Here is a 14,825-nt window from a genome sequence, read left to right as displayed (position 1 = left end):
CAGCAACTCAGCAACTCAGCAACTCAGCAACTCAGCAACTCAGCAACTCAGCAACTCAGCAACTCAGCAACTCAGCAGCTCAGCAACTCAGCAGCTCAGCAACTCAGCAACTCAGCAACTCAGCAACTCAGCAACTCAGCAACTCAGCAATTCAGCATCCCGGCTTCTAAACATCAAGCTGCTTCTTAAATCACGCCACCGGCTGTTGTCGTCATTATGAGACTCATAAGCCATTGATTTTACATGGACTGACAGTTCCTTGCATTGGTTGTCGTTGAGAGGAGACAGTTATTGAGGGGAGTGTTGCGAAATAACGACGCACTTTTCAGCCTGAAGTGAGGCTGTACGGTTATCTTGCTGATTTAAAATAACTTATCTCTGAATCTGCAATTCTGGCACGGCTTATGCAATAATAATCCTGTAGATGCTCATTCCACCTCTTATGTTTGCTGATGCTACATAAACCTGGGAATGATGCAGAGCCCCTTACGGTATCCGTTGTCCAGCCTGGCAGTTATTGCGCACGCTTTACTGCAGTAAGAAGGACATTACGTTGAGTCGGATACCATCAGTTGTCTGAACGACCTGATCTTACACCTGCTTATGGCAGGTGTTTTTTTATCTGCGATTTACCCTCACGCCGCTACTCTTCAGGCAAAAAAAAAGCCGGGACAAGCCCGGCGTGCACAAAAGTAACAATCGTTAAATCAAGCGTTTGGATTCGTCTTCAAGGTGAGAAGCAGACCTTCACGGCGCATTTGAGCAGCGTCCTCGGGGCGATGCAGGCGATCATAGACATCGGCCAACCAGGCATAATCAAAAGCATCAGGGCGTTGTGCCAGTGCCTGCTGGAAAGCTTCAGCGGCCTGTTGCCACTCACCGTGGCGCATCAGCATCTGGCCCAAGGTGCTGTGCAGCAGCGGCGTTGCGCCATGTTGTTTGATTTGCTGGCGCAGCGCTTTCTCCAGCGATTGCGGATCGCCACTTTTAATGCGTGGCATTAACAGCACCAGGCGATCGTCATACTGGCGCTTCAATCCTTCCAGCACGATGCTTTGTGCAGTATCAGGGTCATCACACTCAATCAGATGTTCCGCCATCGCCACCTGCAGCGCCGTTTCCTGACGCGTTTTACGGCTCTGGTTTTGCCACCACTTCTTCAGGCCTTCGCTGCCTTGATCGGCCATGGCCTGATTCATCATGCCCAGCCAGGCCTGCTGTTGTAGCGCCTCACGATGGGCTTCGTCGTTGACCTGAGATTTCTGCATAGAGGGCAGAATATCCAGCAATGCGCCCCATGCGCCGGTGCGAATATAAGCTTGTTCAGCCAGACGCAGCACTTCAGGATGACGCGGCGCGACTTCCAGCAAACGGTCAATGCCGTGGCGTGCTGCATGATCTTCATTACGTGCCAGCTGCAGGCGCACGCGAGTGATCTCAACCGGAATGGTGTCATTCTCAGACAGCTCAGACGCACGTTCCAGATGTTGATTGGCACGCACTTCGTCACCACGCTGCTGTGCCGCTTCGGCTGCTAACAGATAGTTAGCCACCGGCTGATCGGCGTGATCGGCATTCTTCGACAGCAGTTTTTCAACCTGCTTGTAATCACCTTCCGCCAGCTTCATCAGAGCGCTCTGCGTGTGACGCTGTGCGCTGCGGCGTTTACGTCCAGTGAACCAACCACGCGTGCGTGCACCGGTGCGGAATACGCGGCGTAAAATCCATTCAATGAACAGAATCACCAGCAGACTGAGAATCAGGATGATTGCCAGTCCCGTAACGCTGGTTTCCACGTTCCAGTTATCAGTCTGAATCAGCACGTAGCCCTGGTGGCCGGCAATCATCGGCCCCAATACCACGCCTGCGATCAGCAGCAGGAAAAGCACCAATACTTTCAGCATGCTTAGCCTCCCTGTTGATCAGCCGGAACCGATGGCTGTGCCAGCAGGTTGCGCACGCGCGTCTGCATCAATTTTTCCAGCAGCGCCTGACTTTCCAGCGTATCCGGCACATCCATTGAGATGTTTTGCTGACTCAGTTCATCCAGCTGTGCGAGGAAAGCTTTGGTGGCAGCGTCATTGGTGTCGTACCAGGCGCGCACCCAGGTCGAGACCGCATCAATCGACTGTTTGTAGATTTCATCCTGATGACGTGGCACAGCCTGGGCGGCAATCAGCAGACGTGAACGAATGTTTTCACGCAGGTAAACGTCCTGATTCGGTGCCAGCAGCGGCTGTGCGGTATTATCACGGCGGCGGATGGTAATGAAATCATCCATAAAGTTATGCCAGCTCTTCACCAGGTTTTGACGCCATTCGTGCAGCGAGCTGGAAAGCTCTCCGCCATCGGCATCCATCGGTGAATCATCACTGTCATTGTCAGCCAGACGCAGATTATCGACGCCGTTCGACAGCTGATTGAGTTTGAGGATGATGCCATCGTAATCGACCTGGCTCACCGTTGAGAGAGAACTGATGTCTTGCGTCAGCGCACGGCGCACATTCATTACGCTCGGGTCATTCATATCGGCCAGGCTGGTATCGGCACTTTTCAACAGCGCGGCGGCGGTAGTGACATCCTGATCGCTCCACAGCTTGCGGCCGGCCAGTTTCACGAGGTAATCCGCCTGTGCCAGCAGCCAGGTGCGGGTGTCATTGCCGGAAATCGTCGCGACTTTATCGCGCAGGGTTTCCAGCTCTTTGGCACTGTTGTCCTGCTGCGTCCGCGCTTCCTGCAACGCTGTGTTCGCGGTGTCCAGTTGTTGCGTCAGCTGTTGTTTGTCGCTGCCCAGTTGCTGCTGCAGGGCGCTCAGCTGTTCACTCAGATTCTGGTTTGTCTGAGCCTGTAAATCGGCCTGATGTTTCCCATTGAGGTAAAGTCCCGCGCCAATCGCCAGCGCAATCACAATCGCCACCGCACTCAGTACTTTGCCATCGCTTTTTTTATCGCGAGGCTTTTTACCGTCTGGCGTGGGGGAAGTGTCCGCAGGGGTGGTTTCTTCAACCATGGCGGAGGAGGCTTTTTGTTCCGTCATTATGGCTCATCCCATTGTTAAGTTCAGCGTAACGCGCGCAGCAGCGCATCGTTATCAGCACCATCGGCTACCTCAATATCCTGCCAGCCTAATTCGGCGGCCTGAGTAGCCAAACGTTCACTGACGACCACCAGTCGACAGTGCAATAACCATTCCCGACGATCGATTGGCGGAAACAGTGCAAACAGTTGTTGTAACATCTCACCGCTGGTGACCACCAGCGTGGTAATTCCGCGATCGCGCCAGCGACGACCCTCAATCGCGCCCTCATAATACTTTTCACACCGTTGATAGCACTCGCAGTATTCCACCTCGGCGCCGCGTTCCAGCAGGGTTTCAGCCAGTAACTCACGGCCTGGGCTGCCGCGCAAAATCAGCGCACGCTTGCCTTTTACCTGCTGCAGACGGTTGAGGCGCACTAACTCTTCGCTGGTCTCCCGCGCATGAGGATAGTCTACTTTCAGATGACTGACGGTATGCAGTGCCAGCGCGGTGCTGCGCCCTATCGCATAGTAGTCGAGTGTTTTGGGCCAGGTGAGGGCACTCTGCTGTAGCGCTGGATGGGCAAACAGCACCACCTGCTGTGACAGCAGAAACACCAGATCGCCCGGCCGTAAAGCCGCCAGTTTTTGCGGCAATTGTTGCAGATCGCGACCCGGCGTGAATTCAATCAGCGGTAGAGTCCACGCCAGTTTTCCCTGGGTTCGCAGACGCGAAACCAGTTCACTGGCAGCGGGTTCCGGGCGGGTCACGAGAATGGTCATGCGGGTGTTTGCCCCTGATAAACGTCGCGCAGAATGTCGCGGGCGCCGCCATCCAGCAGCTCTTCTGCAAGGGAAATCCCCATTTGCACGGCGTTTTCGCGCGGACCACGGCGTTCACCTACCACCATTTGCTGGCCATCCGGTGAGCCGACTAAGCCACGTAACCATAGCTGATTATCTTCCAGCACGGCGAAGCTGCCGATCGGTACCTGACAACCGCCTTCGAGGCGTGTGTTCATCGCGCGTTCAGCGCGCACACAAACATCGGTGTCGTCGTGATTCAGCGCCTGCAATAAGGTAATCAGTTCGTGATCATCAAGGCGACATTCGATGCCGACGGCGCCCTGGCCCACGGCGGGCAGCGAGATTTCAGCGGGCATCGCCTGACGAATGCGGTCGTCGAGGTTCAAGCGCTTCAGGCCTGCCGCGGCCAGAATAATGGCGTCATATTCTCCGGCATCCAGCTTACCTAAACGGGTGCCCACGTTCCCGCGTAACGAACGGATGATCAGATCGGGACGACGCGCGCTGAGCTGACACTGACGACGCAGACTGGACGTCCCCACAATCGCGCCCTGTGGCAGTTCATCAATACTGTTATAAAGATTGGAAACGAAGGCATCACGCGGGTCTTCACGCTCGCAGATGGTGACGAGGCCCAGGCCTTCCGGGAAATCCACCGGCACATCCTTCATGGAGTGCACCGCAAGATCGGCACGGTTTTCCAGCATTGCCAGTTCAAGCTCTTTGACAAACAGGCCTTTTCCACCGACTTTAGCCAGCGGCGTATCGAGAATGATGTCGCCTTTAGTGACCATCGGCACCAGCTCAACCTGCACGCCCGGATGTGCTGCCATCAGGCGTTGTTGGACATATTGTGCCTGCCATAAAGCAAGGGGACTTTGTCTGGTAGCAATTCTGAAAATTTTGTTTAACATGCTGTTAACCATTTTGATCGTTCATCGATTATCCTATCATTGATAGGGGAATGCTGTCAGTTTCAACGGATTGAAAAGGCCTCGATGTCAGTTGTTACGCATTATTGCGTCATTTTCTGACGTCTAAGTCCGAAAAAGCAGGGCTACATGGGGAACGTGCTAAACTGTCATGTAGCGCAACTTTCTTTACGGTCAATCCTCCAGGTGTTAGATTGATCACGTTTCCAGCAATAATTTGCCCAACATCTTTATTATTAAGCGGCAGGTTTTGGAAACAGGGTGCTTAACACTGGGACAATCAGGCGAAACGTCTTGTACCTCTACATTGAGACACTGAAACAGAGACTGGATGCAATTAACCAGCTGCGCGTTGATCGCGCACTGGCTGCTATGGGACCTGCCTTCCAGCAAGTCTACAGTCTGCTGCCAACATTACTGCACTATCATCACCCGCTGATGCCGGGCTACCTTGACGGTAGCGTTCCCCACGGCGTCAGCTTCTTCACGCCTGATGAAAACCAACAGCATCTGTTGCAACAGTTGGCAGGCGATCAGTCTCTGGATCTCAGCACTGCCGTCAAAGGCGAGCGTCCGATTACCGGCATCTATTCGATGGGCAGTACCTCGTCCGTCGGTCAGAACAGCGTGTCCGATCTCGACATCTGGGTGTGTCACCAATCCTGGTTAGATAATGAAGAACGCCTCAATCTGCAGCGCAAGTGTACGCTGTTACAGAAATGGTGTGTGTCGATGGGTGTGGAAGTCAGTTTCTTCCTGATCGACGAGAACCGCTTCCGTCACAATGAGAGCGGCAGCCTCGGTGGCGAAGACTGCGGTTCGACCCAACATATTTTGCTGCTGGATGAGTTTTACCGTACCGCTGTGCGCATGGCGGGCAAACGCATCCTATGGAACATGGTGCCTGGCGAAGAAGAGCAGCATTACGACGATTACGTGATGTCACTCTATTCACAAGGCGTGTTGACGCCGAATGAATGGCTGGATCTCGGCGGCCTCGGCACGCTGTCAGCCGAAGAGTACTTCGGCGCCAGCTTGTGGCAGCTGTATAAAAGCATCGATTCACCCTACAAAGCGGTGCTGAAAACCCTGCTGTTAGAAGCGTACAGCTGGGAATACCCGAACACGCAACTGCTGGCGATGGATATCAAACAGCGCCTGCACGATGGCGAAATCGTCTGCTTCGGCCTCGACCCCTATTGCATGATGCTGGAGCGCGTGACGCGCTATCTGACCAGCGTCGATGACATGGCGCGCCTCGATCTGGTGCGTCGATGTTTCTATTTGAAAGTGTGCGAGAAGCTCTCGAGCGACGATCACCATCATCACCGCTCAGGCTGGCGTCGCGAGATTCTTTCGCAGCTGGTGAAAGAGTGGGGCTGGGATGAAGAGAAACTTGCAGTGCTGGATAACCGCGCCCAGTGGAAAATCGAACGTGTGCGTGAAGCACACAACGAGCTGCTGGATGCGATGATGCAGAGCTATCGCAACCTGATCCGTTTTGCCCGTCGTAACAATTTAAGCGTCAGTGCCAGCCCGCAGGACATCGGCGTGCTGACGCGTAAACTGTATGCCGCGTTTGAAGCGCTGCCGGGTAAAGTGACGCTGGTGAACCCACAGATTTCGCCAGATCTGTCGGAAGATAATCTGACCTTCATTCATGTGCCGGAAGGCCGCGCTAATCGTGCGGGTTGGTATCTTTACAACCAGTCGCCGGACATGAGTTCGATCATCAGCCATCAGCCGCTGGAATTTAACCGCTACCTGAACAAGTTAGTGGCGTGGGCGTGGTTCAACGGTTTACTGACCAGCAAAACGCGTCTGCACATGAAGGGCAACGAATTCTGCGATCTGCCACGTTTGCAGGAATTGGTGAACGATGTGTCGAGCCACTTCCCGCTGCGTGTGCCTGCACCGACGCCAAAAGCGTTATACAGTCCGTGCGAAATCCGTCATCTGGCGATTATCGTTAACCTCGAACACGATCCGACCTCCGCCTTCCGCAATCAGGTGGTGCACTTTGATTTCCGCAAGCTGGATGTGTTCAGCTTCGGTCAGCAGCAACAGTGCCTGATTGGCAGCATTGATCTGCTGTACCGCAACTCATGGAATGAAGTGCGTACGCTGCACTTCAGCGGTGAGCAGGCGATGATCGAAGCGCTGAAAACCATTCTCGGCAAAATGCATCAGGATGCCGCACCGCCGGATACGGTGGAAGTGTTCTGCTACAGCCAGCACCTGCGCGGTTTGATTCGTACCCGCGTACAGCAGCTGGTGTCTGAGTGTATTGAGCTGCGCCTGTCGAGTACCCGTCAGGAGCCTGGCCGCTTTAAAGCGCTGCGCATGGCGGGCCAGACGTGGGGCTTGTTCTTCGAGCGCATGAGCGTCTCGGTGCAGAAACTGGAAAATGCGGTGGAGTTCTACGGCGCGATTTCCAACAACAAGCTGCACGGTTTGTCGATCAAAGTGGAATCGAATCAGACGCCATTGCCGCCGGTGGTGAATGGCTATGCCAGCGAAGGTATCATTCAGTTCTTCTTCGAAGACACCAATGACGATCGCGGCTTCAACATTTATATCCTCGACGAAACCAATCGCGTTGAGGTTTATCACCATTGCGAAGGCAGCAAAGAAGAGCTGGTACGTGACGTGAGCCGTTTTTACTCCTCGTCGCATGACCGTTTCACCTACGGCTCCAGCTTTATTAACTTCAACCTGCCGCAGTTCTACCAGATTGTGCACGCGGGCGATCGCTTCCAGGTGATTCCTTTCCGCAGCCAGACGCTGACGCAGCTCTGCGCGACGCAACCCGATAACGACAACGGCGATTTCCAGCCGCGATACCAAATGCACTGATCCCGCCCGCGTTCGCGCGGTGGGATTGGCTTTTCCTCTGACATGCGCCCGGATTTGCGGGTATTTCCTGTTGCTTTTACAACGTCAACTGCGATGATAAGCAGCCAAGGCTTAAGGACAGGAAGAGCAGACAGAATGAGACACATGATAAGTCAGCTGGGTATCGCGCTGGCACTGGTCAGCCTCGCAGGCTGTGGCCTGAAAGGACCGCTGTATTTCCCGCCCAAAGATCAGCCGACTAAACAAAATCAGCAGGTCACCGAGCAGCAGCAAAAAGCGGCGCAGAATGCTGACGTTAACGGTTTGGTCACCAGCAAATCGGGTTCACAGGCGAACTAATCTCTATGAGTAATCCGGCGGAGCAGAAAATGCAGTTCTCTAAAATGCACGGTCTCGGCAACGATTTCATGGTTGTGGATGCTGTGACGCAAAACGTCTTTTTTTCGCCGGAACTGATTCGCCGTCTGGCGGATCGGCATCTGGGGATCGGTTTCGATCAGCTGCTGATCGTCGAACCGCCTTATGATCCGGACCTCGATTTTCATTACCGAATTTTCAACGCCGATGGCAGTGAAGTGGCCCAGTGCGGCAACGGCGCGCGCTGTTTCGCTCGCTTTGTGCGCCTGAAAGGGCTGACCAACAAAAGCGACATTCGCGTGAGTACGCAAACCGGGCGCATGGTGCTGAGCGTGACCAGCGATGAGCTGGTGCGTGTCAACATGGGTGAACCCAACTTCGATCCGCAGCAGGTGCCGCTGCGCGCCAATAAAGCGGAAAGCCTGTATCTGCAACGTGTTGCTGAGCAGACCGTGATGTTTGGCGCCGTGTCGATGGGCAACCCACACTGTGTGATTCAGGTTGAGAGTGTGAAAACGGCCGCCGTGGAAACCCTCGGTCCGCTGCTGGAAAGCCACGAACGCTTCCCGGAGCGCGTCAACGTGGGCTTTATGGAAGTGGTTAATCCTGAACACATCCGTCTGCGTGTGTATGAACGCGGCGCAGGTGAAACCCAGGCCTGTGGCAGCGGCGCTTGCGCAGCCGTTGCCTGCGGCATTCAGCAGGGCATTCTGGCGGAGAAAGTCCGCGTTGATTTGCCTGGCGGAACCTTGCATATCGCCTGGAAAGGGGCAGGTCAGCCGCTGCATATGACCGGCCCAGCCACACACGTCTACGATGGGTTTATTCATCTATGAAAAATGTCGAAGAGCAAACCGACAGCGCGGTTTTGCTGGACGATCAGTCGGTAAGCGCCTTCCTGCGCCAGAACCCCGATTTCTTTATTCGCAATGCGCGCCAGGTCGAACAGATGATGGTGCCTCATCCGGTGCGCGGCAGCGTATCGCTGGTGGAGTGGCATATGGCGCGTCAGCGCAACCACATCCAGCAGCTGGAAGAGGAAATCACGCTGTTGATGGAGCAGGCTACGGCCAACCATCAACTGTTCGATCGTCTGCTGGGGTTACAAGGCCATCTTGCCGCGGCGGACAGCCTGCAGGAAATGTTAACGCGTCTGCACCGTTGGGCGCGTGAGTTGGGTCTGGCCGGCGCCAATGTGCGGGTGTTCAACGACCATTGGCACATCGGCGCACCTTCTGATTTCACCCAGTTGGGTCTTTCTCGTCAGGCTTTTGAGCCGCTGCGCATTCAACGCTTTGGTGATGAACATCATTACCTTGGCAGCCTGAACGGCCCCGAATTGCTGCTGCTGTTGCCACAGGCGAAAGCCATCGGTTCGGTGGCGATGTCGCTGATGGGCGAACGCGGCGAGCTTGGCGTGCTGATTTTCAGCAGCCGTGACAAACAGCACTATCAAGCGGGCATGGGCACTTTGCTGTTACAGCATCTGGCGCAAATGCTGCCGGACCTGCTGTCTCGCTGGATTGAACGCGCATGAGTGACGTCAGCCCGCTGCAGCCTGCCGTTGAGGGCTTTCTGCGTTATCTGAAAGTCGAACGTCAGCTCAGCCCGTTGACGCAAAAGAATTACACTCGTCAGTTGCAGACCATGACTACGATGGCCGATGAGATGAAGATCGTCTCCTGGGCACAACTGGAGCCCGCACAGGTTCGTCAGCTGGCAGCTCGCAGCCGTCGTGCCGGACTAGGGCCCAGCAGCCTGGCGTTACGCATGTCGGCGCTGCGCAGTTTTCTTGACTGGCAGGTCAGTCAGGGCATGCTGAGTGCCAATCCAGCCAAAGGCATTTCCACGCCGCGCAATGCTCGTCATCTGCCAAAAAATATGGATGTCGACGAGGTTAACCAGCTGCTGGAGATCGACCTGAACGATCCGCTGGCGGTGCGCGACCGAGCGATGCTGGAAACCATGTACGGCGGTGGTTTACGTCTGTCGGAGCTGGTGGGCATGGATTGTCGTCATGTCGATCTCGATGCCGGTGAAGTGTGGGTGTTGGGGAAAGGCAGTAAAGAGCGACGTGTGCCGATTGGTGGCACGGCGGTGACCTGGCTGCAACACTGGCTGCCACTGCGTGCAAGCTTCGCGCCGCAGGATGATGCGATGTTTGTTTCCAGTCGCGGCACGCGTATTTCAGCGCGTAACGTGCAAAAGCGCTTTGCTGAGTGGGGCATCAAGCAGGGCGTGGCCAACCATATTCATCCGCATAAACTGCGTCACTCTTTTGCGACCCATTTGCTCGAATCGAGTGGCGATCTGCGTGCAGTGCAGGAACTGCTCGGGCACGCCAATCTGTCGACCACGCAAATCTATACCCATCTCGATTTCCAGCATCTGGCGACCGTGTACGACGCGGCGCATCCACGTGCTAAACGAGGAAAGTCTGAATGAAGTTCTACCGCCCGCTGGGCCCGATCAAAGCGATCACATTCGATCTCGACGATACGCTGTATGACAACCATCCGGTGATCCGTAAAACCACCGCCGAATCCCACGCCGCGTTGCAGGCCTTCCATCCGGCACTGCGTGAATTCACCCCCGCTGATTATCAGGCGCTGCGTGACGAACTGCTGGCGCGTGAGCCGGAAATTTACCACGACGTATCTGAGTGGCGCCGCCGCTCGGTTGAGCTGGCAATGATCAATATCGGCTTATCCGCTGCTGAAGCCCGCGCCGGTGCCAGCGAAGTGATGGGCGTGTTCCATCAGTGGCGCAGCGAAGTCGAGATGCCAGATGAGACGCATCAAACGCTAACGTGGCTGGGCGAGCGCGTCCCGCTGGTGGCGATCACCAACGGCAACGCCTGTCCGGAAAAGCTGGGGATCAACCATTACTTCCAGTTCGCCCTGCGCGCTGGCCCGCACGGCCGTGCTAAGCCGTGGCAGGATATGTATCAGCTGGCGGCTGAGCGTTTGAACATCGCACCTGAGCATATTCTTCATGTGGGCGACGATCTCACCACCGATGTGGTCGGTTCAATAAACGCGGGCATGCAAGCCTGCTGGATCAACCTGCGCGATGGCAATCTGATGAAGATTGATGATGCGCGTTTGCTGCCGCACGTCGAAATTCATCAGTTGGCATCGCTGACCTCGCTGCTATAATGCTGTATGTTCATCCAGCTAATGGCTGGATGATGGCAGGCATTTCCTGACGCACAAATCGTAGCGGCACCCTTCATTTTGCGATGAATAGCGCCGCTACAAATGGTGCGTTGACTGAATGCTGAGAAACCGCATTTCTCAATCCTCCTTTTATTATTTTGGCAAAACGGTGCTTATGGACGTTTCTGATCTGCTTAACGGCTTGAATGACAAACAGCGCGAGGCGGTCGCCGCGCCGCGCAGCAATCTGCTGGTGCTGGCCGGGGCAGGCAGTGGCAAAACGCGCGTGCTGGTGCATCGCATTGCCTGGCTGCTGTCGGTAGAGAATTGCTCGCCTTACTCGATCATGGCGGTGACCTTTACCAACAAAGCGGCGGCAGAGATGCGCCATCGTATTGATCAACTGATCGGCACCAGTCAGGGCGGTATGTGGATTGGCACCTTCCACGGCCTGGCGCACCGTTTACTGCGTGCCCATCATCTTGATGCCAATCTGCCGCAGGATTTCCAGATTCTCGATAGCGACGATCAGCTGCGCCTGCTCAAGCGTCTGATCAAAGCCATGAACCTTGATGAGAAACAGTGGCCTGCACGCCAGGGCATGTGGTACATCAACGGCAAAAAAGATGAAGGGCTGCGTCCAAAACACATCGAAAGCTACGGTAATCCGATTGAACAAACCTGGCTGCGCATCTATCAGGCTTATCAGGAGGCTTGCGATCGCGCGGGCTTAGTGGATTTTGCCGAACTGCTGCTGCGTGCGCATGAGCTGTGGCTGAACAAGCCGCATATCCTGAATCATTACCGCGAGCGTTTTAGCAACGTGCTGGTGGACGAATTCCAGGATACCAACAACATCCAGTACGCGTGGATCCGTATGCTGGCGGGCGATACCGGTCGTGTGATTATCGTCGGGGATGACGATCAGTCGATTTACGGCTGGCGTGGCGCGCAGGTCGAGAACATCCAGCGCTTCCTGCAGGATTTCCCTGGCGCAGAAACCATCCGTCTGGAGCAGAACTACCGCTCGACCAATAACATCCTGAAAGCGGCCAACACGCTGATCGCCAATAATAATGGCCGCCTCGGGAAAGAGCTGTGGACTGATGGCAGCGACGGCGAAAAAATTTCTCTCTACTGCGCGTTCAATGAGTTAGATGAAGCGCGCTTTGTGGTCAACCGCATCAAAACCTGGCATGAGAATGGCAACGCGCTGCAGGATTGCGCTATTCTTTACCGCAGCAACGCCCAGTCGCGCGTGCTGGAAGAAGCGCTGTTGCAAGGCAGCATGCCGTACCGCATTTACGGCGGCATGCGCTTCTTCGAACGCCAGGAGATCAAAGATGCGCTGGCGTATCTGCGTCTGATGGCGAACCGCAATGACGATGCCGCGTTTGAGCGCGTGGTGAACACGCCAGTGCGCGGCGTGGGCGATCGCACATTGGATGTGGTGCGCCAGACCGCGCGCGAACAGCAATTAACGCTGTGGCAAGCGACGCGTGAACTGCTGCAAAACAAAGCCCTGGCGGGACGTGCGGCTTCCGCGCTGCAGCGCTTCTGCGAGCTGGTGGATTCGCTGGCCACGGAAACCGCCGATATGCCACTGCACGTGCAGACCGATCGCGTGATCAAGGATTCCGGCCTGTGGATCATGTACGAGCAGGAAAAGGGCGAAAAAGGCCAGGCACGTATCGAAAACTTAGAGGAGCTGGTGACGGCAACGCGTCAGTTCAGCTATCAGGACGAGGACGAAGATCTGATGCCGCTACAGGCGTTTCTGTCGCATGCGGCGCTGGAGGCCGGTGAAGGTCAGGCCGACAAATGGCAGGATGCGGTACAGCTGATGACCATGCACTCGGCGAAAGGTCTTGAGTTCACTCAGGTATTTATCGTGGGTATGGAAGAGGGCATGTTCCCAAGCCAGATGTCGCTGGATGAAGGCGGACGTCTGGAAGAGGAGCGTCGTCTTGCCTACGTTGGCGTCACGCGCGCGATGGAGAAGCTCACGCTGACCTACGCCGAAACTCGCCGCCTTTATGGTAAAGAAGTGTATCACCGTCCATCGCGCTTCATCGGCGAATTGCCGGAAGAGTGCGTCGAGGAAGTGCGTCTGCGCGCCAGTGTGAGCCGTCCGGTGAGCCATCAACGCATGGGCACGCCAATCACGGAAAACGACAGTGGTTTCGCGCTGGGCCAGCGTGTACGCCATGCCAAATTCGGTGAAGGCACCATCATCAACCTCGAAGGCAGCGGTGAACACAGCCGCTTGCAGGTGGCATTTCAGGGCCAGGGCATCAAGTGGCTGGTGGCGGCGTACGCGCGTCTGGAAACGGTGTAGCGCCGTTGCGTTACCTTGACGACTTTTTCGTCTCAGCGTAACATGCGCGCACTATTATCATGAGAGGACAATGCCTTGGACGCGCCCAGTCGATGCTGGCTCAACCGCCTGTTTAACAGGAATAACATCTAAGGCTACCTCTATACGCGGGTAGCCTTAGCGGTTATCAGCGACCTCCCTTTACACTCTCGTCGCACGAGTCAGCACTGATTTACCCTTGAAGCGAAAGTTTCCGCGTTCAGGCTTTGCCGTGCCCGTTTTGCCTTCGGCATCACGGTGTGCCGCCTTGTCCCATTAAGTCTGCAATGGGGAGTATTGCTATGCTGAGCGCTTTTAAACTCGAACGCGATCGCCTGACGCGCATCGAACTGGAAGATAACAACGACACACTCAACACCTCGGTGTGGGTCGATCTCATCGAGCCCGACGACACTGAGCGTGATCGTGTGCAATCCGAGCTGGGTCAAAGCCTGGCGACGCGTCCGGAGCTGGAAGACATCGAGGCCTCCGCACGTTTCTTCGAAGATGAAGATGGTCTGCACATTCACTCCTTCTTCTTCTTTGAAGATGCGGAAGATCACGCTGGCAACTCCACCGTGGCATTCACCATCCGTGAAGATCGCCTCTATACATTACGCGAGCGCGAGCTGCCGGCTTTTCGTCTGTATCGTATGCGTGCGCGCAACCAGACGCTGACCGATGGCAACGCCTACGAGCTGTTGCTGGATCTGTTTGAGACGAAAATCGAACAGCTGGCGGATGAGATCGAGAACATCTACAGCGCGCTGGAAAAACTCAGCCGCGTGATCATGGAAGGGCAACAGGGCGAAGAGTACGATCAGGCGCTGTCGCGTCTGGCGGAGCTGGAGGATATCGGCTGGAAAGTGCGTTTGTGTCTGATGGATACCCAACGCGCGCTTAACTTCCTGGTGCGTAAAGCCCGTCTGCCAGGCAATCAGCTGGAGCAGGCGCGTGAGATCCTGCGCGATATCGAATCCCTGCTGCCGCATAACGAATCGCTGTTCCAGAAGGTCAACTTCCTGATGCAGGCGGCGATGGGCTTTATCAACATCGAGCAGAACCGCATCATTAAGATCTTCTCAGTGGTGTCGGTGGTGTTCCTGCCACCCACGCTAGTGGCATCCAGCTACGGGATGAACTTCGAGTTTATGCCTGAGCTGAAATGGAGTTTTGGTTATCCTGGCGCGATTACGCTGATGATCCTTGCCGGTCTGGCGCCGTACCTCTATTTCAAACGGAAAAACTGGTTGTAACGCTTTCGGGGCCGCATTTGCGGCCCTTTAAACTGGCGCTGCATCACAATTCTGCGTAGGCTGTTGTCACTTCTCACTTTCTGAT

The 14,825-nt window shown here is 55.4% G+C and carries 12 protein-coding genes; 8 read left to right on the top strand and 4 right to left on the bottom strand.

Annotated elements, in window-relative coordinates; genetic code table 11:
• Nucleotides 1-707: 707 nt before the first annotated feature.
• From hemY to hemC, 4 genes are read right to left on the bottom strand one after another with little or no spacing between them, the layout of a single operon-like run.
• Nucleotides 708-1,904: a protoheme IX biogenesis protein HemY gene (hemY, locus tag AC1MDE_RS24620; RefSeq protein WP_058960370.1), complete on the bottom strand. Its 1,197-nt coding sequence runs from the start codon at nt 1,902-1,904 to the stop codon at nt 708-710.
• A 2-nt stretch (nt 1,905-1,906) separates the two neighbouring features.
• Nucleotides 1,907-3,037: a uroporphyrinogen-III C-methyltransferase gene (gene hemX / locus AC1MDE_RS24615; protein WP_034827857.1), complete on the bottom strand. Its 1,131-nt coding sequence runs from the start codon at nt 3,035-3,037 to the stop codon at nt 1,907-1,909.
• 23 nt (nt 3,038-3,060) lie between these two features.
• Nucleotides 3,061-3,801, bottom strand: coding sequence for a uroporphyrinogen-III synthase (gene hemD, locus AC1MDE_RS24610; protein WP_479397924.1), 741 nt, complete (start codon nt 3,799-3,801; stop codon nt 3,061-3,063).
• Nucleotides 3,798-4,739, bottom strand: coding sequence for a hydroxymethylbilane synthase (gene hemC, locus AC1MDE_RS24605; RefSeq protein WP_097118546.1), 942 nt, complete (start codon nt 4,737-4,739; stop codon nt 3,798-3,800). Before hemC ends, hemD begins: the two co-directional genes overlap by 4 nt.
• A gap of 312 nt (nt 4,740-5,051) precedes the next feature.
• On the opposite strand from hemC, the gene AC1MDE_RS24600 reads away from it, so the two are divergent.
• The 8 genes from AC1MDE_RS24600 (at nt 5,052) to corA (ending at nt 14,740) form a co-directional block, all read left to right on the top strand.
• Nucleotides 5,052-7,613 carry a class I adenylate cyclase gene (locus tag AC1MDE_RS24600; protein ID WP_058960368.1) on the top strand — a complete coding sequence of 854 codons (2,562 nt, stop codon included), beginning with the start codon at nt 5,052-5,054 and terminating at the stop codon, nt 7,611-7,613.
• A 135-nt stretch (nt 7,614-7,748) separates the two neighbouring features.
• Nucleotides 7,749-7,952, top strand: coding sequence for an LPS translocon maturation chaperone LptM (gene lptM / locus AC1MDE_RS24595; protein ID WP_058960367.1), 204 nt, complete (start codon nt 7,749-7,751; stop codon nt 7,950-7,952).
• A 29-nt stretch (nt 7,953-7,981) separates the two neighbouring features.
• Nucleotides 7,982-8,806, top strand: a complete 825-nt coding sequence (gene dapF, locus AC1MDE_RS24590; RefSeq protein WP_200574331.1) for a diaminopimelate epimerase — start codon at nt 7,982-7,984, stop codon at nt 8,804-8,806.
• Nucleotides 8,803-9,507, top strand: a complete 705-nt coding sequence (locus AC1MDE_RS24585; RefSeq protein ID WP_479397925.1) for a DUF484 domain-containing protein — start codon at nt 8,803-8,805, stop codon at nt 9,505-9,507. Before dapF ends, AC1MDE_RS24585 begins: the two co-directional genes overlap by 4 nt.
• Entirely contained in the window at nt 9,504-10,415 is a 912-nt protein-coding gene (gene xerC / locus AC1MDE_RS24580) for a tyrosine recombinase XerC (protein ID WP_479397926.1), read from the top strand. The genes AC1MDE_RS24585 and xerC overlap by 4 nt, the downstream gene beginning before the upstream one ends.
• Entirely contained in the window at nt 10,412-11,128 is a 717-nt protein-coding gene (gene yigB / locus AC1MDE_RS24575) for a 5-amino-6-(5-phospho-D-ribitylamino)uracil phosphatase YigB (RefSeq protein ID WP_058960364.1), read from the top strand. Before xerC ends, yigB begins: the two co-directional genes overlap by 4 nt.
• Before the next feature lie 175 nt (nt 11,129-11,303).
• Complete coding sequence (uvrD, locus tag AC1MDE_RS24570; RefSeq protein WP_058960397.1) at nt 11,304-13,466, top strand: DNA helicase II; 2,163 nt, start codon at nt 11,304-11,306, stop codon at nt 13,464-13,466.
• 320 nt (nt 13,467-13,786) lie between these two features.
• A complete protein-coding gene (corA, locus tag AC1MDE_RS24565; protein ID WP_034827871.1) occupies nt 13,787-14,740 on the top strand; it encodes a magnesium/cobalt transporter CorA in 954 nt (317 codons plus the stop codon).
• The last annotated feature ends 85 nt before the right edge of the window (nt 14,741-14,825 follow it).

The sequence above is a fragment of the Pantoea folii genome (genome assembly GCF_056678875.1).
Note: the sequence above shows the minus strand (reverse complement) of the source record. Positions and strands in the feature narration are given on the sequence as shown.